This is a genomic window from Shewanella spartinae (genome assembly GCF_019457555.1).
Lineage (GTDB): Bacteria > Pseudomonadota > Gammaproteobacteria > Enterobacterales > Shewanellaceae > Shewanella > Shewanella loihica.
In genome coordinates, this window is the sequence record NZ_CP080418.1 from 1124536 (window position 1) to 1144731 (window position 20196).

General features: G+C 50.8%; 17 protein-coding genes and 1 tRNA gene. 12 read left to right on the top strand and 6 right to left on the bottom strand.

Annotated features, from left to right (window positions below; translation table 11 throughout):
* Positions 1-120: 120 nt before the first annotated feature.
* Both K0I31_RS04975 and K0I31_RS04980 read left to right on the top strand, forming a co-directional pair.
* On the top strand, positions 121-3636 hold the full coding sequence (locus K0I31_RS04975) for an ATP-binding protein (protein ID WP_220080110.1): 3516 nt from the start codon (positions 121-123) through the stop codon (positions 3634-3636).
* Positions 3637-3687: 51 nt separating this feature from the next.
* Entirely contained in the window at positions 3688-4137 is a 450-nt protein-coding gene (locus tag K0I31_RS04980) for a response regulator (RefSeq protein ID WP_220080111.1), read from the top strand.
* A gap of 100 nt (positions 4138-4237) precedes the next feature.
* Here K0I31_RS04980 and K0I31_RS04985 read toward each other — a convergent pair.
* The 5 genes from K0I31_RS04985 to rpsU form a co-directional block, all read right to left on the bottom strand.
* Positions 4238-4314, bottom strand: a tRNA-Ile gene (locus K0I31_RS04985).
* A gap of 203 nt (positions 4315-4517) precedes the next feature.
* Positions 4518-6359 carry an RNA polymerase sigma factor RpoD gene (gene rpoD / locus K0I31_RS04990; RefSeq protein ID WP_220044506.1) on the bottom strand — a complete coding sequence of 614 codons (1842 nt, stop codon included), beginning with the start codon at positions 6357-6359 and terminating at the stop codon, positions 4518-4520.
* 125 nt (positions 6360-6484) lie between these two features.
* Entirely contained in the window at positions 6485-8212 is a 1728-nt protein-coding gene (dnaG, locus tag K0I31_RS04995; RefSeq protein ID WP_144201037.1) for a DNA primase, read from the bottom strand.
* A 97-nt stretch (positions 8213-8309) separates the two neighbouring features.
* Positions 8310-8753 carry a GatB/YqeY domain-containing protein gene (locus K0I31_RS05000; protein WP_011864803.1) on the bottom strand — a complete coding sequence of 148 codons (444 nt, stop codon included), beginning with the start codon at positions 8751-8753 and terminating at the stop codon, positions 8310-8312.
* Positions 8754-8759: 6 nt separating this feature from the next.
* A complete protein-coding gene (gene rpsU, locus K0I31_RS05005; RefSeq protein WP_006080725.1) occupies positions 8760-8975 on the bottom strand; it encodes a 30S ribosomal protein S21 in 216 nt (71 codons plus the stop codon).
* A 334-nt stretch (positions 8976-9309) separates the two neighbouring features.
* Between rpsU and tsaD the strand changes: the two genes are divergently transcribed.
* The gene (gene tsaD, locus K0I31_RS05010) at positions 9310-10323 is read left to right on the top strand and encodes a tRNA (adenosine(37)-N6)-threonylcarbamoyltransferase complex transferase subunit TsaD (RefSeq protein ID WP_011864804.1); all 1014 of its coding nucleotides are present in this window, start codon (positions 9310-9312) and stop codon (positions 10321-10323) included.
* Between the two features lie 151 nt (positions 10324-10474).
* Here tsaD and plsY read toward each other — a convergent pair whose 3' ends face one another.
* Positions 10475-11086, bottom strand: coding sequence for a glycerol-3-phosphate 1-O-acyltransferase PlsY (gene plsY, locus K0I31_RS05015; protein ID WP_011864805.1), 612 nt, complete (start codon positions 11084-11086; stop codon positions 10475-10477).
* 296 nt (positions 11087-11382) lie between these two features.
* On the opposite strand from plsY, the gene folB reads away from it, so the two are divergent.
* The 9 genes from folB (at position 11383) to K0I31_RS05060 (ending at position 20055) form a co-directional block, all read left to right on the top strand.
* A complete protein-coding gene (gene folB / locus K0I31_RS05020; RefSeq protein ID WP_011864806.1) occupies positions 11383-11736 on the top strand; it encodes a dihydroneopterin aldolase in 354 nt (117 codons plus the stop codon).
* Positions 11737-11740: 4 nt separating this feature from the next.
* Complete coding sequence (gene folK / locus K0I31_RS05025; protein WP_011864807.1) at positions 11741-12232, top strand: 2-amino-4-hydroxy-6-hydroxymethyldihydropteridine diphosphokinase; 492 nt, start codon at positions 11741-11743, stop codon at positions 12230-12232.
* 34 nt (positions 12233-12266) lie between these two features.
* The gene (locus tag K0I31_RS05030; protein WP_220044510.1) at positions 12267-13067 is read left to right on the top strand and encodes an undecaprenyl-diphosphate phosphatase; all 801 of its coding nucleotides are present in this window, start codon (positions 12267-12269) and stop codon (positions 13065-13067) included.
* Positions 13068-13099: 32 nt separating this feature from the next.
* Complete coding sequence (locus K0I31_RS05035; protein WP_220080112.1) at positions 13100-13924, top strand: putative RNA methyltransferase; 825 nt, start codon at positions 13100-13102, stop codon at positions 13922-13924.
* A 93-nt stretch (positions 13925-14017) separates the two neighbouring features.
* Entirely contained in the window at positions 14018-14959 is a 942-nt protein-coding gene (locus K0I31_RS05040) for a L,D-transpeptidase family protein (protein WP_220080113.1), read from the top strand.
* Between the two features lie 509 nt (positions 14960-15468).
* Positions 15469-16731, top strand: a complete 1263-nt coding sequence (locus tag K0I31_RS05045; RefSeq protein ID WP_220080114.1) for a tyrosine-type recombinase/integrase — start codon at positions 15469-15471, stop codon at positions 16729-16731.
* Positions 16732-17610: 879 nt separating this feature from the next.
* On the top strand, positions 17611-18393 hold the full coding sequence (locus K0I31_RS05050) for a hypothetical protein (protein WP_220080115.1): 783 nt from the start codon (positions 17611-17613) through the stop codon (positions 18391-18393).
* Positions 18394-18691: 298 nt separating this feature from the next.
* Positions 18692-19168: a hypothetical protein gene (locus K0I31_RS05055; protein ID WP_220080116.1), complete on the top strand. Its 477-nt coding sequence runs from the start codon at positions 18692-18694 to the stop codon at positions 19166-19168.
* Positions 19169-19491: 323 nt separating this feature from the next.
* Positions 19492-20055 (top strand): YagK/YfjJ domain-containing protein, encoded by a 564-nt coding sequence (locus tag K0I31_RS05060; RefSeq protein ID WP_220080117.1) that lies wholly within the window; start codon positions 19492-19494, stop codon positions 20053-20055.
* The last annotated feature ends 141 nt before the right edge of the window (positions 20056-20196 follow it).

The following is a 20196-nucleotide window of genomic DNA, read 5'->3' on the forward strand; positions in this document are numbered from 1 at the left end:
CTGCGAGTAAATGACCATAGTCTCCGATAGAGCGCCGCGCAGTTTATCGCTTATGCTGAAAGCGTATTGGCTGATTAACAGTGTGTTACTGAGGCTGGATAGTAAAAGGAGTTATAGTCCATGGTGCGACAGATTTCACGCTTATCTTCTCTCTTTGGCGGACGCTCACTGCTGCTGGCCGCCTCCATGCTGGTGCTTGTGGTGGCGCTTGTCATCATCGCCAGCTTCGAATCTCAATTAAATCAGAATATTGTTGGTAATCTGCATTCGGATCTCGAGGCCCAGAGCGAGCAGGTCAACAACCAGGCCCAGGACAGGCTTAATCGTTACTTCAACAACCTACGTTTTCTGTTTGAGACCCCGCCTATCTCCGGCCTCTCCCGGGCCAGAAATAATCAGGGGATCGATCCTGTGGACGAGACCCGCTATGACCAGTGGCGTCACCGACTGGAAACTATCTTCGTTGCCTTTTTACAGAACAACCGAGAATATGAACAGCTGCGCATATTGAGCAGTGATGGCATGGAGCTTATCCGGGTAGACAGGCGCGGCGGCGCCGTGCAGGTGATAGATGATACGAATCTACAAAATAAGCAGGGGCGGGACTATTTTCAGGCCAGTAAAGATCTGCAGCAGGGGGAGATCTATACCTCGCCCATCAACTTAAATCGTGAGTTTGGCAAGATAGATTATCCCTATCGCCCCATGTTGCGCCTGGCGACGCCGATCTTCGATGACAACGGCGGTCGCTTCGGCCTGCTTATCGTCAACATCAATGCCAACGACTTACTCTCCTCTTTCAAGCGCCTGGTGCCTGCGCCCATCGAACTTGTGCTGACCGACAGCGATGGCTATTTCTTGGTCCATCCCGATGAGGAGATGCGTTTTAGCCGCGACCTGCATCCAGACCTGGTGTGGGATAAACATTATCAGCAGAGCAAGACACTTAAGCGTAACTTCGAGTTGGTGCTCGACAGCTATCACGATAATAAGCCCTATTATGCCTATCTGCGCGCCATTACGCTCTCTAACGATGCCCAGAGCGGTCGGCTTACCGCGACCCTAATGGCGCCCAAGCAATATGTGCAGGAACTCGCGGTCTCCCGGCGCATCAGTGTTTATAGCTTCATGTTGGCCGTGGGGGTCTTGTTTCTGTTTGTGGTAATCATACTGGGGCGCAGCGCCCGTAGCAGTCAGGCGCTGGCCAAGGAGAAGGCGCAGTCGGCGGCGATCATCGATGGCTCCAAGGATGCCATCATAGGAGTAGGCACCAGCGGCGTGGTCAACAACTGGAACCGCGCCGCCGAGTTACTGTTTGGCTATGACGCCGACTATGCCAAGGGCCACTTTATCAATCAGCTGGCGCTTTTGCCCGAGGTCGACCTGGCGGCCTTGGTCTCAAAGGCTAATCAGGGTAACAAGACACTTAATCTGGACGCCGAGCTGCCGCTGAACGAGGGGCGCATCGTCGATCTCTATGTGTCGGTTTCCCCCATCTTGGGGGAGAATAAGCATGCCCTGGGCGTGGCCATCATCATACGCGATGTCTCCATCGAGAAGCAGGCCGCCAAGAAGATCCAGCTGGTGAACGCCGAGCTCGAGAAGAAGGTGGCGATAAGAACCCAGGAGCTGCAGAAGGCCAGCCTAGTGAAGAGCAGTTTCATCTCTAACATCAGCCATGAGATGCGCACGCCGCTAAATGGCATAGTAGGTACCCTAAATCTGGTGCGTAAAGACTCGCTTACCGAGCGCCAGGCGAGGTACCTCGAGATGGCCGAGGTGAGCGTTAATACGCTTTCTGCGCTGATTAACGATGTGCTGGATCTCTCCAAGATAGAGGCGGGCAAGCTGGATTTAGACATGAGCAGCTTCAATCCCCTCAACCTGATCGAGAGTGTTTGCAGCAGCATGGCGGTGAAGGCGCAGGAGAAGGGGATAGAGTTTGTCATCGATGTGGTCGACCTTCGCTGTCAGAGCATAGACAGCGACCCCCACAGGATCACTCAGATCCTCACCAATCTGATAAACAATGCCATCAAGTTTACCGACCATGGCTATATCAAGGTCAGGGCCCACAGCCGCCTGCGAGAGACGGGGGAGCTAGAGTTTATCTGTGAGGTGTCTGACACAGGGATAGGGATCGCCGAGGAGAATCAGGCCAAGCTGTTTACCGCTTTCTCTCAGGCCACCTCGAGTATTGCGGCCCAGTATGGTGGCACAGGGCTGGGACTCTCTATCTGTAAGGAACTCAGCGAATTACTCAACGGCAAGATGAGTTTCGAGTCCCACAAAGGGCAGGGGAGCTGCTTCATCTTCACCATGGTGTTGCATCAGGGCGAGTTTAAGCTGATGGCGCCCGAGGCGCTGCTGCACGAGATGACCTGTAGCGTCTTGCTGGTGAATGAGGCGCAGCAGGCCTGCGTCGAGGCGGCAATTGCCCGGCTCGGTGGTAAGCTGCTACCGGGCTCGCCCATACGCGACTGGCTCAACCAGGATGCTCCCGTACCCGATGTTCTGCCCCACGTGTTAATAGTGGAGCAGCGTCACTCCCTGCTTACCGATCTCGATAGTCTCTGGCCGACACTGACGGCGACCCATAAGCGATTGCCGCGAGTATTGGCGTTTCAAAAGAGCGCCGATGGCAATAAGGCGCTGAGAAATATTGAGCTCGAGTATCTCAATAACCCGCTGCTCTTCTCCGAGTTTATGCAGAAGTTTGGTGCGCCCAAAGTGAGTTCTGGCGTCGAACATGTTCATCCCCAAGTGACTCCGATAATCTCTGAGGAGGAGGCCCATCGCATCAAAGGTGCTCGGGTGCTGGTGGTCGATGATAATGAGATCAACATAGAGGTTGCCCTGGGGATCTTGTCCGAGCTGCCGCTGGAATTTGTCAGGGCCATCAATGGTCAGGAGGCGCTGACCAGACTGAGGGAGTGCGAGCAAGAGGGGCAGGGCGTGCATTGTATCTTGATGGACTGCCAGATGCCTATCCTCAATGGCTATGACTGCACCCGGGCGATCCGCGCTGGGGAGGCGGGCGAGGCGTTTGTCGATACGCCGATTATTGCCATGACGGCCAGTGCCATGATGGGCGAGCGTGACAAGTGCATCGAGGCGGGCATGAACGACTATATCACTAAGCCTATCGTGGCTGAGCGTTTACAGGAGAAGGTGGTCGATTGGCTGATCTCTGTCTGTGAGTTTGGTGACTTGCCTACTTTAGTTGAGGCTGCGCCTCATGAAGAGATCCAGGTGAAGGATGAGGACTATGTCTGGAACCGTCAACTGGCCCTCAGCCGATTGATGAACAATGAGGTGCTGTTCGCCGAGATCTGCCAGATGTATCACGACACTTCGCCGGCACAAGTTGGCGAGCTGGAGGAGGCGATCGCCGCTAAGGATTATGAGAAGGTGCGTCAGCTCAGCCATGGTCTCAAGGGACTATCCAGCAGCATAGGCGCCATCCAGCTGCAGGAGCAGTTTTTAAGCCTGGAGATGGAGGCGAAGATGAAGAACTGTGATAAGTTGAATCTACTCTTCGGGGTGATAAAACCTTGCTATGCCAAGCTGATGGAGCGGCTGCAGGAGACGCTCGAGCCCAAGGGTGAGGTACAAAACGCGTCTGCCCAGACTTAGGGAGTTTCAATAAAAAATGCCGATAGGTAGATAATGGAACAGAATAACGATATGTCTCCATTAGTTTTTTCTCGTAAGGGGAGAATTCTGATCATCGATGATATGCAGGTCAATATCATCATACTTAGGCAGCTCTTGAGCCAGGAATATGAGATAGCCACGGCTCTGAGTGGTCAGGAGGCGCTCGCCCTGTGTCATAGTTTCAAGCCGGATCTCTTGCTCCTGGATATCGAGATGCCAGGGATGTCCGGCTTCGAGGTCTGTCGCCGTTTGAAATCTGAACCTGGCACCCAGGAGATTGCGGTGATCTTTGTCTCGGCTCATCATGACGAGGAGCAGGAGGTGAGCGGCTTTATGCTGGGCGCAGTGGACTTTATCCATAAGCCGCTCAATGCCGTGATCACCCAGGCCAGGGTTAAGAATCAGATGCTCTTGAAACGTCAATCGGATCTGCTGCGCTTCATGCTTAAACAGGAGGCGACTCGCGGTGTTTCGAGCTAGGCGCGTCGAGCTAGGTATGTCGAGCTAGTTTTAGTGAGAATAAGCTGAGAGAGCCCGAATAACAAAAAAGCCTGCAAGATGCAGGCTTTTTTGTTTGAATTGGTGGCCCCTCACAGACTTGAACTGTGGACCTAACGATTATGAGTCGTGTGCTCTAACCAACTGAGCTAAGGGGCCGACTTAAGATAGTCGTCACTATCGAAAGCGCAAAGAAGTATACGAGGTTTAAAAGCGCTTGTCACCACCGATCTGGCAAGAATTCTGAACTTTGAATTCAACTGCTTATCTGTTGTTCAATCGGCTTATAAGCAGGGGCATAAAATATAAAAGCCAGCACTGTGGCTGGCTTTTCTGCTCTGTTTTAGACGCTGTCAGTGAGTCTATTCATCCAGGAAGGATTTCAAGATCTCTGAGCGAGACGGGTGACGCAGCTTACGCAGCGCCTTAGCCTCGATCTGACGAATACGCTCACGGGTCACGTCAAACTGCTTGCCCACTTCCTCTAGGGTGTGGTCGGTGTTCATATCGATACCGAAACGCATACGCAGTACCTTGGCTTCACGGGCGGTCAGGCCGGCGAGCACTTCGTGGGTGGCGTTCTTCAGGCTCTCACCGGTGGCGCTGTCCAATGGCAACTCGAGGGTGGTATCCTCGATGAAATCACCTAAATGCGAATCTTCATCATCACCGATAGGGGTTTCCATTGAGATAGGCTCTTTGGCAATCTTGAGTACCTTGCGGATCTTATCTTCAGGCATCAACATGCGCTCGGCCAGCTCTTCAGGTGACGGCTCGCGTCCCATCTCTTGTAGCATCTGACGGCTGATACGGTTGAGCTTGTTGATGGTCTCAATCATATGCACCGGGATACGAATGGTACGTGCCTGGTCGGCAATCGAACGCGTGATCGCCTGACGGATCCACCAGGTTGCATAGGTCGAGAACTTGTAACCACGACGGTATTCAAACTTGTCTACCGCCTTCATCAGGCCAATGTTACCTTCCTGGATCAGATCCAGGAACTGTAGGCCACGGTTGGTGTATTTCTTCGCGATAGAAATTACCAGACGCAGGTTAGCCTCAACCATCTCTTTCTTAGCGCGGCGAGCCTTGGCTTCACCGATAGACATGCGACGGTTGATATCCTTGATGGCGGCAATGGCCAGACCGGTTTCATTCTCGATGGCGTCGAGCTTGGCGCGGCAACGTTGAACGTCTTCGGCAACCATCTCCAGCCCTTCGGCATAAGGCTTCTTGGCGGCAATCTCTTCGTTGAACCATTCGATGCTGCTCTCGTTAGAGGTGTAGACCTTAACGAAGTTCTTCTTCGGCATCTTGGCCTGCTCGACACACAGCTTCATGATGAGGCGCTCTTGAATACGCACCTTGTCCATCATTTCGCGCATGTTCTTCACCAAGCGGTCGAACTGCTTAGGCACCAGACGGAACTCTTTGAAGATCTCGCCAATGTCAAACAGAGCGGCAGTCGCTTCTGGATGCTCACGACCTTTAAGCTCAATCACTTTTAGGGCTTTTTCGTGTGCTTCACGCAGCTGGGTGAAACGCTCGCGCGCTTCTTCCGGATCCGGGCCTTTTGGCGAATCTTCTTCATCGCCGTCTTCGTCCTCGTCATCGCCCTCGTCATCTTCGTCGTCGAGATCGTCGTCCGACAATTCTGAGCCGATATGGGTCGCCGTCGGCGCCATGTCTTCGGCATTAGGGTCAACAAATCCAGAGATAATGTCTGATAGTCTGACTTCTTCAGCTTCGTAGCGGTCGTACTGCTCAAGGATCATGGCGATCGCTTGAGGATATTCGGCTACAGACGCCTGAACCGTGTTGATACCTTCTTCGATACGCTTGGCGATTACGATTTCGCCTTCGCGGGTCAGAAGTTCTACCGTACCCATCTCGCGCATGTACATACGCACGGGATCTGTGGTACGACCCAGTTCTGCTTCAACCGTAGCCAGAGCCGCGGCAGCTTCTTCGGCAGCATCTTCATCGGTGCTGTCTTCAGACATCATGATCTCATCGGCATCCGGCGCCTGCTCATAGACGCGAATACCCATGTCATTAATCATCTGGATAATATCTTCGATCTGGTCAGAATCGACCATATCTGCAGGCAAGTGATCGTTCACTTCTGCATAGGTTAAATAACCTTGCTCTTTACCTTTGGCAAGCAACAATTTAAGTTGCGACTGCGGAGTTTGCTCCATAGATATCATCCAAGTTGGGTAACTGTTACAACGACGGGCATTGTGTGCCGCGCAAATCGTCAATTATAGCCGTGTGCACTGTGCTGTGCTAGTCCAAGTGTTTACTTTGTGAGACAAATTTTGCTCTAAGCTTGCCCTTGGATTACTGCGATGAGCTTTTTAAGTTGCATCCGCTCTTCTTTAGTATGGTGCTGTTTTAAGCTCAATTCCTGATAACGTTGCTCAATATATTGATTGTTCAACCAAATCAGGGCTTTTTTGAACTCTTGCTGAAGGTTTTCATCCGCCACTTGATGCTCCCATTGGGCTAATTTCTTCAGGGTGTCTAGCTGTTCGTCACCCCTGAACTGTTCAAGTAGTTGTGCGCTGTTGACCTTCTCGGCGCGAGTTCTGTCGAGTAAGAGGCTGAGCAAATCTATGCCAGCCATCTTGATATGTTTTAGCGCAGGCTGCACCGGCAGGTTATTGCCTAGGTGCGGGTGCTGTACCAACAGGGCGATGGCTAATCGCAGTGGGGTACCGCGTCCCTTAAGCGCTTTGTTTTGCAGGGGCTTATTTGCATCAATGCGTTTAAAGCCGAGCTTACGCTGCAATTCTTCTGCACTGTTCATGCCGAGCTTATAGGCCAGATTCTCGAGTAATAGGCTCTGCAGAACTGTGTCTTGTACTTTCTCTATCAGGCTCATGGCCTGTTTGGCCAGGGTGCCCTTGTCCGTGCCATAGCGGCTGGCTAAGGTATCGAACAGAAATTCCGGAAGTAGTTTGGCCTCGGCAATTAGCTGCTCGAAGGCCGGTTTGCCTATCTGACGCACCAGCGAGTCGGGATCTTCCCCCTGAGGCAAGAACATAAATTTTACCTGGTCGCCGGGCTTGAGCAGTGGCAGGGCGGTTTCAAGCGCCCGCCAGGCCGCCTCGGTACCAGCCTTGTCGCCGTCATAGCAGCAGATCACCTCTTTGGCGCTGCGCAGCAACAACTGAAATTGATCCGCCGTGGTCGAGGTGCCGAGTGATGCCACCGCATAGTCGACGCCAAATTGCGCCAGGGCCACCACGTCCATATAGCCTTCGACAATCAGGATCTGACTGGGATCCCTGTGTCTCTGTTTGAGTTCATACAGGCCATAGAGTTCATAGCCCTTATGAAATATGGGCGTTTCCGGCGAATTCAAGTATTTCGGCGTGCCGTCACCTAAGACTCGGCCGCCAAAGCCAATTACTCGGCCGCGGCGATCGCGAATGGGGAACATGAGACGGTCGCGGAACCTGTCGTAACGCTTGCCGCTGTCGTTCTCAATCACCATACCTGCGGTGAGTAGCTTGTCCTGGGCATCCTGGTTTTGTCGGTAACGTCCCAGCAGACCATCCCAACCATCGGGGGCGAAGCCGATGTTGAAATGCTCGATCACCTCATCGGAGAGGCCTCGATGGGCGAGATAGTCAATGACTTTCTGCTTGTCCGTGTGCTGTTTCAGCTGGCTTTGAAAGTAGCGGCTGGCCTCTTCCATCAGTTGGTAGAGGTCACGGCTTAAGCCTTCGTCGCGGCGTTTGCCTGTGCCTTGCTCTCTGGGGACTTCCAGCCCTAAACGGCCGGCGAGTTCCTCGATGGCATCGACAAAGTCGAGCCTGTCATATTCCATGACGAAATCGATGGCATTGCCATGGGCGCCACAGCCGAAGCAGTGATAAAACTGTTTGTCTCTGCTGACGGTAAAAGAGGGTGACTTTTCGCTATGGAAGGGGCAACAGGCAGAATGATTTTTGCCCGCCTTTTTCAGGGGGACCTTGGCGTCGATGAGATCGACTATATCGGTGCGAGCTACAAGCTCATTGATAAACTCACGAGGTATCGCCATTGCTGTATAAATGCCGCCTTTTCGCGAAATTAAACCGAAAGAGTAGAAACAAACAAGCCGTGCGTAGGCACGGCTCATTCATACATTGAACTTAAGATTACTTGAGTTTTGCCTTGATCAGTGCGCCAATTGACGCCATGTCGGCTCGCCCTTGTACCTTAGGTTTCAATGCTCCCATTACTTTGCCCATATCCGCCATGGATGATGCGCCTACCTCTTGGATAGTGGCATCGACTAGCTCGGCAACCTCTTCTTCAGAAAGAGGCTTAGGCAGGAAAGTCTCGAGGACTCGAATCTCTCCGGCTTCTGCTTGGGCTAGTTCGTCACGACCTGCTGCTTCATATTGAGCGATAGAATCGCGACGTTGTTTAACCATTTTGGTTAAGACAGCTATGGCTTGATCATCATTCAGCGTCTCGCGGTTATCCACTTCGATCTGTTTGATGGCAGCCAGCGCCATACGAATCGTACCCAGACGCACCTTATCTTTGGCGCGCATGGCTTCTTTCATCTGGTCTTTTAGCTGATCAACTAGGCTCATAAGAGATTAGTATAAACGTACGCGACGCGCGTTTTCGCGAGAAAGCTTCTTAGCAAGACGCTTAACTGCAGCAGCTTTAGCGCGCTTACGTGCAGTAGTTGGCTTCTCGTAGAATTCACGAGCACGAACGTCGGCTAGGATACCAGCTTTTTCACAAGAGCGCTTGAAACGACGTAGAGCTACGTCAAATGGTTCATTCTCACGTACTTTAATAATTGGCATACGCCATCACCCCTTAGGTGTAGTTTGTATTGAGTTAATTTCTTAACCCAAGTTAATTTAAAAATGGTGCGGAATTCTATACCGACTGTCGACCTTTTGTAAACCCCCTTGTGGCGATCCTTTCGGGATCCTTTTTCGGGGCAACGTCCTTAAGTTTAGCATTTCCTTGTGTCTATATCGTGACCGACCAGTTGAGGGCGCCTGGTGCATGCCCCATCAAGTCTGGGCTCGGCCGGGATCGTCGGGCGATACTAGGTGAGTGTGCAATCCATTGGTATTTCCGCGGGCAAGCAGGTAAAATTGGCCGCCACTTTATTTAGCGTGATGAGGAAAAATGCGAGTTTTAGGTATAGAGACATCTTGTGATGAGACAGGTATCGCCGTCTATGATGACGAAAAAGGCCTGTTATCTCATGCACTTTACAGTCAAGTGAAACTACACGCCGATTACGGCGGGGTAGTGCCTGAGCTCGCATCGCGCGACCATGTGCGCAAGATCATCCCGCTGATAAGGCAAGCCCTGAAAGAGGCTAACTGCACTCAAGATGATATCGATGCCATCGCCTATACCAAGGGCCCTGGCCTGGTGGGCGCCCTGTTAGTGGGGGCCTGCGTCGGCCGCTCGCTGGCCTTTGCCTGGGGCAAACCCGCGGTGGGCGTGCATCATATGGAAGGCCACTTGCTGGCGCCTATGCTGGAAGAGGATGTGCCGGAATTTCCATTCCTGGCGCTGCTGGTCTCAGGCGGTCACTCTATGATGGTGGCGGTCGAGGGGATAGGTCGCTATCAGGTGCTGGGCGAATCTGTGGATGACGCCGCCGGTGAAGCCTTCGATAAGACGGCTAAGCTGATGGGGCTGGATTATCCTGGTGGACCAAGACTCGCCAAGCTGGCGGCTCAGGGCGAGCCTAACTGCTACCGTTTCCCGCGCCCGATGACAGACCGTCCAGGGCTGGACTTTAGCTTCTCAGGCCTGAAGACCTTTGCCGCCAATACCATCGCCGATGAGCCGGACGATGAGCAGACCCGTGCCAACATCGCCCGCGCCTTCGAAGAAGCCGTGGTCGACACCTTGGCCATCAAGTGTAAACGCGCCCTGAAACAGACCGGCTATAACCGTCTGGTGATCGCCGGTGGCGTGAGTGCCAACAGTCGTCTGCGCGAGAGCCTGGCGGAGATGATGCAGGGGCTCGGTGGTAGGGTCTACTACCCGAGGGGCGAGTTTTGTACCGATAATGGCGCCATGATCGCCTATGCCGGCATGCAGCGACTCAAGGCCGACCAGCTAGAACCGCTAGCGGTGAAGGGAATGCCCCGGTGGCCGCTGGACTCGCTACCGCCGGTCTAATCAACTCGCTCCTTATCGTTGCGCCAAAAGCCCTTCCTACGAAGGGCTTTTTTGTATTCGTTGAACGTATGATTTTGCTTAAGCGAAAGGCTGAGATAACTGCTGAGCTATTGTATGGGTTAGCTATTGTGCGGGTTAATTGGGATAAGACTTAGTTGCCGTCGGTGCGCTTTTTGCGCGATACCTTAGACTCTTCGCCCTTGAGCAGGCGATGAATGTTTTCCTTGTGGCGTATGATGATCAGCAAGGAGAGCATGGCCACGGGCACGGTAAAGCGCTCGTCGAAATACCAGGTGTAGGCGGGGGCCAGTAGGGCGGTGACTATGGCGGCCAGTGATGAGTAGCGGCAGATCAGTACCACTATGACCCAGGTGGCGATCAGTGCCAGAGACAGATCGGCACCTATGGGCGCCATGGCGCCGAAGGCGGTCGCGACGCCCTTGCCGCCCTTAAACTTAAAGAAGATGGGGAAGATATGGCCCAGACAGGCGGCGATGGCGATCACCCCGAGGGATACTGCATCGACGCCGAGACGGAAGGCGACATAGGCGGGCACCGCGCCCTTGAGCATATCGAACAGTAACACCATGGCGGCGGCGCTGGCGCCACCGATACGCAGCACATTGGTTGCGCCTGGATTGCCTGAGCCTTGGCTACGAGGATCGGGTAACCCTCTGAGTCGACAAACTAGCACGGCACTGGATATCGAGCCTGCCAGGTAGGCGGTCAATATCATCGCTAGAGTCAGCAGCGTTAAGCTCAAATTGGTTTCCTTATCCTTCTTAAGGTATTATCCCGCCCTAGTTATTGAGGCGGCTGACTAAACCTTGTATTTTACGCACTGGTTGATTGGCCATGTAATGATAACGGGCGATTTTGGCATCCGTATTCCTATCCCTGATTCGTTGTCATTACAGTCGCTTATCCTACTTGGGTTTTCGGCTGCACGAAAGGGGAAATCACAGATATCTGTGTGATCCGGGGCATTATAACCATATTGGTCCTTGTAGCTTATTAGACCTCTTCTATTACCTAATTTTTTGCCTATCGGGAGGCATCATGGACAAGGTACTTATATCACAGCTGAAAGTCGAAACCGTGATCGGTATTTACGAGTGGGAAAAGCAGATCCATCAAAACCTGCTGATCGACCTCGAGATGGCCTGGGACAACAGCCTGGCGGCTGCCAACGACGACTACCAACATGCCCTGTGTTACGAGACCGTCTCTAACCGGCTCACGGCCCTGATCACCGAGAAGCCGATTGAACTCATCGAGACGGTAGCGCAGATCTGCGCCGACTGTGTGATGGATGAGTTTGACGTGCCTTGGGTGAAGGTGAGGGTGATGAAGCCCGGCGCCGTGCCCAGCGCGCAGGCCGTGGGTGTCGAGATAGAGCGAGGTCATCTGTAACCTTATGGCACGCATCTTCATCAGTATCGGCAGTAATATTCACCCTGAGGGCTATTTTAACGCCGCCCTCAAGGCCTTAAGCACCCATTTCGATAACCTGTGCCTTTCCAGCGTATTTGAGAGCGAGGCGGTTGGCTTCGATGGCAGCAATTTTCTTAACATGGTGGTTGCCGCCGATACCCAGCTTGGTATCGCCGAGGTGGTGGCGCTGTTTAAACAGATAGAGTCGGATAATGGCCGGCTGCCGGGGGCAAAGAAGTTTAGCCCTCGCACCCTAGATCTCGACCTGTTGCTCTATGACGACTTGGTGACCGAGACGCCCATAGTGCTGCCGCGCGCCGAGATCACCACCAACGCCTTCGTGCTCTGGCCGCTGGCGGAGATCGCCCCCGAGCGGGTCCATCCCGTGGCGCAGCTTTCTTATCAGACCCTATGGGACAATTATGATAAGTCGCAGCAGAAGCTGTGGCCTGTCGAATTTCAATGGTCTTATTAATTTCATTAGCCGACCCAAATCGTAAAGGATAATCATGGATATTTTTCAGGTAATAGTCTTGGCCCTTATCCAAGGCCTGACTGAGTTTTTACCTATCTCTAGCTCTGCCCACCTCATCTTACCCGCCCAGCTGCTTGGCTGGCAGGACCAGGGGCTGACCTTCGACGTAGCGGTTAATACCGGCTCCTTGTTGGCCGTGGTGATCTATTTTCGCCGTGAGCTCTTCTCCATGTTTACCGCCTGGACCGGCAGCCTGGTGACGCGTCAGCAGACCCAGGAGAGCAAGCTGGCCTGGTGGATCATTCTGGCAACCATTCCCGCGGTGATCTTTGGCTTTACCGCCAAAGACTTCATCTCGACTCACCTGAGAAATATCGAGGTGATCGCGACAACGACTATCGTGTTCGGTCTGCTGCTGTGGTGGGCGGATAAGTTAAACCGTGAAGGCTTTAGCGAGTTTCAGGTGGGCTGGAAGAAGGCGCTGCTGATTGGCTTCGCCCAGGCGATGGCGCTTATCCCTGGTACCTCACGTTCGGGTGCGACTATTACCGCAGCCTTGGCGCTGGGCTTGAGCCGCGAGGCAGCGGCGCGCTTCTCGTTTCTCATGTCTGTGCCCGTCAGCCTGGGCGCGGCCATCTTGGTGGTGAAAGATCTGCTCTCCAGTCAGGAGGCGATCGATTATCAGGCGTTGATCCTGGGGACGGCGCTGTCGTTTGTGGCCGCCTATCTCTGTATCCATTACTTCCTGAAGATCATCAGCCGCATGGGGATGACGCCTTTCGTTATCTATCGCCTCGCCTTAGGGGCTATCCTGTGTGTAGTGATTTTTGCCTGATAGCCGCGAAGTTAAGTTATTAAGAGAGCCCTATGAATAGTCATTACTTGTGTCCCCTCTGCCAGGCGCCGCTGTTGGTGCACCAAGGCAGCAAGGGGCTGCACTGCGCCAACAAGCACCATTTCGATAAGGGGCCGCAGGGTTACTGGGTGTTCAGTCAGCCCAAGAAACCCCATATCGATTCACGGCAGTTGATGCGTGCCAAACACTTCCTGTTGGAATCGGGTATCTTCGCCCCCGTGGTCGAGGCCATTCAGCGTCAGCTAACTGAGCTATTGCCTAGTGATGCCACGCTGTCGCATCTGGATGTCGACAGCGGCGAGGGCTACTACCTGCGGGCGCTGGCTGGTGTGTTTAACGCGCTTGGCCAATCCTTTGAACAGACAGGTGTCGCCGAGGCGGAGAATGCCCTGTTTGTGGCGGCGAAGGCACAGCCCGAGGCCAATCTGATTCAGAGTCAGCTCAAGGCTCTACCCTTCGCCGATGCCAGCTTCGATCTGGTGAGCCTGTTCGATAAGCCGCTTAAAGGCAAGGAGCCCCTGCGGGTGCTTAAGCTTGGCGGCACCTTTATCTGGTTATCGCCGGGCCCGCGTCACCTGTGGCAGATTAGAGAATTTATCTATCCTAACTTAACCGAGAAAGGCGGTGAGCCGCAGCAGCCAAAAGGTGTCACCCTGGTGGCGAGCGAGCGCATTACTTATTCCCTGGCGCTCAGCGGCGAGCAGGCGCTGACGTTGCTGGAGATGACCCCCTTTGCCTGGCGGGCCAACGATAAGATAAAGCGGCAGATCGCCCAGCAGGAGTTTGCGGCGCTGGAGATAGATCTCTATCTCACCCTGGCGACGAAAGATGCTTAGGTAAAAGTACATTTATTCACCACTAGAAAATCCCGGCGGCTCGGGTTACCCTTTGAGCCAAACCTTTAACTCGATTTTTGGAAAACCGTTTTGATGATGCGTAAATTGCTGTTGCTCATCTTGAGTCTCGCACCACTGCAGTTACTTGCTAATGTATATTCCCTGCCGGCCAATGGCGGCCGCCTCATCGGTGAGCTGCAGACCCATGTGGTCGAGAAGGGCGACTACTTCAAAACCATCGCCGATAAATACAATATCGGTATCTTGGAGTTGATGGAAACCAATCCTGGGGTGGATCCTTTCCTGCCGACTCCGGGCACCCAGTTAGTGATCCCCACCCAGATGCTGCTGCCGGACGTGCCGCGCAAGGGCATAGTGATTAACCTGCCGGAGCTGCGTCTCTACTATTTCCCTAAGAATGGCCGCGAGGTGCATGTTTTTCCTGTGGGCATTGGCCGTATCGGCCGCGAAACCCCAGAGATGACCACCAAGATCAAGGCGCGTATCCCTAACCCGAGCTGGACGCCGCCGGCAAGTCTGCGCGCCGAACACCTGCGTGAGCGCGGCGAGGTGTTGCCGCCCGTGGTGCCTGCTGGCCCGGATAACCCACTGGGTAAGTACGCCATGCAGCTCTCCTATGGCGATGGCAGCTACCTGATCCACGGCACTAACAAGGATTTTGGTATCGGTATGCGCGTCAGCGCCGGCTGTATCAGACTCAACCCAGATGATATCGAGTGGCTGTTCCACCAGGCTAAATATGGCGATAGCGTGCGGGTGATCAACCAAACGGTAAAGATTGCTACTGAGCCCGATGGCCGTCAGATCATCGAGGTGCATTCGCCCCTGTCTAAGACGGAAGATCAGCCCCGTGAGAAGGTGATCAGCCTGAGCAGCAAGGTGGTGAAATTTATCAGCCAGGATAGCGTCGATAACACCAAGGCAAACGATGCCCTGCTGACCCAGAACGGCATCCCTATGGTGATCTCACATCCACCGCTAACGGCGGCTCAGGATTTAGAGATCACTCCCTAGATTTTAGAAGCTTAGATTAGCAGCTTAGGTTTGATTGATTCGTGTTAAATCATTAAGGCGTCCATAGGGCGCCTTTTTTGTGGGCGTTTTTTTAGTGGAGGTCTGGATTGAGTGTCTTAAATAGCCGTGCGTGACTAGGTGCTAAAGGCTAAAACGAAAACTAAGATACAGTCGGTTTAGAAAGCTTAGAGGAAAAGCTTAAAGGATGAGCTGAGTTCGAGAAACTTGAGATGAAGAGTGGGGATGACGAGCTTAGGAGAGAATTGAAAGTTAACGCAGTGGGGGAAAACATATCGGCAACACAGACGTGTTGCCGATACAGACAAATTACTTCTTGTAAGATTTCCAAAATCATTGTTTTTCGTTGTTTTACTTAAATTGAGTTTGTGTAATAAATTACATTGTTTTCAATCGGATATGGTTAAAGTTTGTCTCTTGTTGTTCGCTTGAATTCCCCTAGGTATACTCAGGTGTGTGTCACTATGCGTGTCACTAAAATGGGGAATGAGATGGCAGAGAACAAACTCACAGCAGCCAAAATTGATAGGTTAAGAAAGGAGATTCAAGATAAGCCGAAATCTGTCGCAGATGGCTTAGGTTTGTCTATTCGATTCACGCCTTCCAATAAACCTGAAGCCAATGCACTTTGGTTGTTTAGGTATAGGGTTGGTGCTAGAACCACTAGCCCAAAGCAATTAGCCTTAGGTAAGTACCCCGATTTATCGATAGCTGCCGCTCGTAAGAAGCGGGATAAATGCCGTCAGTGGTTAGCTGAGGGGTTAGACCCGGCAATAGAGCTAAAGCTAGGAGAAGCTCAGACGTTAAAGCCAATAACGCTTTGGGATGCTGTTAATTATTGGATTGATAATTATGCGGTAGACAACCGGAGAAATGCGGAAGTAAACCGTCAACAGCTTCATAAGTGGATACCTGAGCGCGTTAAAGTTCTCCCTGTTGATAGGCTTAAAACCCACAATATGTTAGAGATTTTCCCAAAGGCTCGGGTAAAGCAATATCCTGTCGCGGCATTCACTGTGCTCTCCAATTTAAAGTTGATTCTCAAGTATTGTGCTAAGCGCGGTTATGCTAAAGCGAGTGCTGATATTTATGAGATTGACGTTGAAACCATTGGCGCACGCACCCCTATCAGTAAATCTAGAACACTGATCAAAGATGGTAATTGGCAAGAACTACGAGATCTAGTCAATTGGGTCGAGGCTAAGTGTTGCCTTCCTTATTACCAACACATGCTTAAGCTACTGTATTGTTTTGGCTGTAGAACTAACGAAGTCAGATTGTCGCAAATTGCCGAGTGGGATTTAGACGCCAGGATATGGACGGTACCTAAGTCGAATAGCAAAACTAAGACGGAAATTAAGCGCTGCATTCCCGTTGCACTTATACCTTGGATAGAGAGCCTCATAGAAGATGCTAAGGCGCAGGGGAGTGACTATTTGCTCGCAGAAGTTAAAACAGACAAGGCTGTGGCTGTTTGGGGGGGATCGATATACAAAAAGTTAGGGCATCAAGAGAAATGGACTCTACATGATATTCGAAGAACAGTAGCGACGGGTTTAGCGGATTTAGGTGTTATGCCTCATGTCATCGAGTCACAGCTTGGGCATGTGTTGAAAGGTGTGGCTGGTATCTATAATCGCAGCGACTATCTGGTAGAAAAGGAGGCAGCGATGGAACTTTGGTTGGAAAGACTAGAAATTATCAGGGGGACTTCTGACAATATTGTTTTCTTGCACAGTGCGATACGTGGTTGACCTATGCAAAAGCTTAGTCTTAGCTGATCGTGAATTGTTAACAAGCCTGCTTTAAAATCGCTTTAGCTTTGGGGCTCAATGGACTGACCCTCAGTATTATAGTATTTCGGCGACATCTTTATGCTCAAGTACATTGAAGGTTCAGAATAGAGGTTCCCGTTTTTTGAACAGCCAGGATGGGGGACTATTGGGTGGTTTGGGGTCTGTAAGGCTGCTCTAGCTTCTTGGCTAAAATTTAAGATTTTTCTAGTGCCGCATTTCAGGCACACTTCTTTACCTGCTCGTGTTTTTATGATCATTAGGCGTATCTCTAGTGCCTTTAGTTTCTTCATTTTAGTGCGGTACGATGGAGAAATTACCCTAAATATATGATGCATTAAGCGACATTTTCGGCTTTGCTCTAATTTATCAATCTGTATAGCGACCAGAGCTTCGTCATCTAAGCTTTCGACAGGGGCAATTGAGCCGCAATCAAAGCACCACCCCAGCTTGCGATTCACTGATATTTTTTCATTGTTAGCCGTTAGATAGTATTTGGGTCCCCAAGTCACCGAGGATAGGCAGGAAAACTCGCATTGGGTGCACTTTATCTCTGACGCTAATGCCATTCTGATTCCTTAAAAGTATCTTTAATCGGTGCAAGGAGTTCTCTTAGTTATACTGCCGCTCATTATTTATACATTCAATTCTATTTGTCGCTCTAAATTTTACTGGTTGTGGCAGGGATTTTTAATGTTGTTTTTATTAGATAAGTTTGAACAATACTAGGTGATCAGGCTGTTGATAACAAAGGTTTTTCTCTTGATTTGTGAAGCGTGAAAATAAAAAGGAGGATGTTCTTCTGTATTGTCATTTTTTTACCCTTTAAAAGGAAAAATTATGAGCAACTCTGAAATTAAGCCTCAAGCCGAATCCAAGCGTAGACCTCCACCGCTAGCCAGTTCAGACGAGCGCAAGAGAAGGGCAGCCAAAAAGAAAGAGTCTATTGATGCAAGGAATGAGCGGGTTATAGAGGAGCAGCTCAGGCAATTAGTTTATGTACTTAAAACGTTTGACGATGTGATTATTGATACGTGTAGCCGGTTGGATGTGTCCAGAGAAGAGCTATTAGCCAAGGCTTTCCAAGCCAATAAGCATCTGCTTGAACCTGTTGGTAACTCCGAAGAAATTAGCATCATTTACTCTTTGAAAGATAGGGTTCTCGCAAAAGAAATCCCCCTTCCTGACATAAACTCACTTGCCTTTTCTAGCCCAGATTTGCCATCGATGCAGTTAATCTTACTCGATTTATTGTTCGCCTTTTGGCGGGTTATTGCTCAAGCCGAAGACCTAGGTCAAAGCCTGGGGTCGGTCATCAATGATGGAGCCCGCAAGAAACACCAACGTATTCAAAACAGCATAAATAAAGAAGGTACAAAGACAAAAACGACATTAAAACACGAAGAAAAGGCTGATGAATTTATAGCTGAGCTCCTAGAGGCTGAGGGTACTCGCTATGTTAAGCAGATGTCGATTGCGCACCTTGCAAGGCGCTTAGATAAAAAGCTTGACGATATAGATATATCTATTCGCTCTTATGAAAAAGCAATAAAAGTGGTTTTAGCTAAACGGGGTATAGAGAAAGGACGAAAGGCTAAGAAGAACAGGATAAGCACAAATTAAACGTAAAAGACACATTACGCCCTTATGCGTTTTTTTTTAGTCATTTTCTCCCATACAGTGTGCACAAACATAAACCTAGTAAAACTGGCAGGAGAAAAAATGCATAAATTTGAACCATTACCTCGTCTGCTTACACAGCAGCAGGTTTGCGAGTCTATCGGCGTAGGGCGTACATGGCTATGGCGAGCTGAAAATGAGGGGCGTTACCCTAAAGGCATTCGCTATAGCAAGCGGTGCGTTAGGTATAGAGCAGATCTACACGATCAGTTTATTAACGGTAAGTTTGGGGAGGCTGCAAATGATGATTAATAGCAATTTCGAAGTTGGTATCGGCGACTTGGCGATAAACATGGATACCCTGCCTAAGTCCGCACCTTTTGCACACGAGTTATTGTCTAACATGCATAAGAAACATAGGCAGATCATGCTGTTTTGGTTGAATGGCTATTCAACGTCTCCTATGGGATACGGCATAGCTGACGTTGAGGTGATTAAAGAGGATGGCTATGTCAGTGAATTACGAAATGGCTACCTTATTGATTTTAGCGTGGCTCAATGCGGTAAGCTTAGTAAGCACTACATGACACCTGAGCAAATAGACCTGTTTCTCAAAGAGCCTCTCGCCATGAAAGTCTCAGTGTGGAGCAAGCTCAATGATGAGAAATTACAGCGTGATAGCCAGCAGTTGAAAAGCATCAAGTTGCGACGCGGTTTTGGCTGGATTATGGAGAAGCTGGGCATTGAAAACCCAATGGATTCAGCCAATGACGATTGACTCTCTTAGAGCATGACAAAAAAATATGGCTCCTTTGAAGGAGCCATTTTTCTATCACTTTTAAGGTTAACAGTTTGCCGACCACAACCTTATCAAGCGCATGGATTATAGCATGGTATTTGAGCTAACCAATTACGTTAATGCACTGAATTTATTTGTTTTACTGCTAGCAAACAACCTGAAACATCATTTTAGGGATTGTAAGCCTAACTTTTGTAGTCTTAGATGGCTTGTAGCCTGTGTGGCACCTATCGGTGGGCTATGTCAGCCGCCTCTTCAGCGGGGGTATTTAATAATATCTCCCCGCTTTTTGGGGAGGTGTTATGTATGTTAGCGACTCGCCGGTTATTGATTGTTTAGGGGCAACCTGGTCAGTCAATGCTAAACCCTCGGGGATATATCCCTCAATGGCTAAACGGTTTATCAGTCAATTCTTAATTATGCTGAGTCATTATAAACGAGTGCATGTGCTTCGCTTTGACCTGCACCAGCGGGATTACAATCCAAATAACAAGCGGATCACTGTATTCAATAGGCGATTATTTAAACGATTAAAGAAGAGGTATTCCATAAAGAAGCTCGGCTATTGCTGGGTGCGAGAACAGGAGCTTGCTCAAGCGCAGCATTATCACTATGCGCTCTTTATGGATGGGCGTATCGTGCAATACCCGCACAAGGTGTTAGAGATGGTCAATCAGGTTTGGGAGGATATGGCGGGTACCTGCTTTACACCTAAAAACTGCTTCTACAACGTCAGTCGCGATGACTTTGAACAAATCCAGGCTGTGGTATACCGCATAAGCTACTTTGCCAAAGCCGTTGGTAAAGGCTGCCGCCCTCCGCAGACTAAGGATTACTCAACCAGCAGAATTGAGCTTAAGCAATGACTCAAAGTCAGGGGGCGAATAAAAGGGATGTTTTTCATCCAGAAGAAGGTTTGATAAGTCCATTCTTTGGTTGTTCTTTGAGGTGGCGAGGTAGATCGCGGTATTTAAATATCTTAATTGAAGATGCTGGTGGAATGCTCT

Coding starts and splice junctions, on each gene's coding strand:
- K0I31_RS04975 (WP_220080110.1), top strand. CDS start 121: ATGGTGCGACAGATTTCACGCTTATCTTCTCTCTTTGGCGGACGCTCA.
- K0I31_RS04980 (WP_220080111.1), top strand. CDS start 3,688: ATGTCTCCATTAGTTTTTTCTCGTAAGGGGAGAATTCTGATCATCGAT.
- rpoD (WP_220044506.1), bottom strand. CDS start 6,359: ATGGAGCAAACTCCGCAGTCGCAACTTAAATTGTTGCTTGCCAAAGGT.
- dnaG (WP_144201037.1), bottom strand. CDS start 8,212: ATGGCGATACCTCGTGAGTTTATCAATGAGCTTGTAGCTCGCACCGAT.
- K0I31_RS05000 (WP_011864803.1), bottom strand. CDS start 8,753: ATGAGCCTAGTTGATCAGCTAAAAGACCAGATGAAAGAAGCCATGCGC.
- rpsU (WP_006080725.1), bottom strand. CDS start 8,975: ATGCCAATTATTAAAGTACGTGAGAATGAACCATTTGACGTAGCTCTA.
- tsaD (WP_011864804.1), top strand. CDS start 9,310: ATGCGAGTTTTAGGTATAGAGACATCTTGTGATGAGACAGGTATCGCC.
- folB (WP_011864806.1), top strand. CDS start 11,383: ATGGACAAGGTACTTATATCACAGCTGAAAGTCGAAACCGTGATCGGT.
- folK (WP_011864807.1), top strand. CDS start 11,741: ATGGCACGCATCTTCATCAGTATCGGCAGTAATATTCACCCTGAGGGC.
- K0I31_RS05030 (WP_220044510.1), top strand. CDS start 12,267: ATGGATATTTTTCAGGTAATAGTCTTGGCCCTTATCCAAGGCCTGACT.
- K0I31_RS05035 (WP_220080112.1), top strand. CDS start 13,100: ATGAATAGTCATTACTTGTGTCCCCTCTGCCAGGCGCCGCTGTTGGTG.
- K0I31_RS05040 (WP_220080113.1), top strand. CDS start 14,018: ATGATGCGTAAATTGCTGTTGCTCATCTTGAGTCTCGCACCACTGCAG.
- K0I31_RS05045 (WP_220080114.1), top strand. CDS start 15,469: ATGGCAGAGAACAAACTCACAGCAGCCAAAATTGATAGGTTAAGAAAG.
- K0I31_RS05050 (WP_220080115.1), top strand. CDS start 17,611: ATGAGCAACTCTGAAATTAAGCCTCAAGCCGAATCCAAGCGTAGACCT.
- K0I31_RS05055 (WP_220080116.1), top strand. CDS start 18,692: ATGATGATTAATAGCAATTTCGAAGTTGGTATCGGCGACTTGGCGATA.
- K0I31_RS05060 (WP_220080117.1), top strand. CDS start 19,492: ATGTATGTTAGCGACTCGCCGGTTATTGATTGTTTAGGGGCAACCTGG.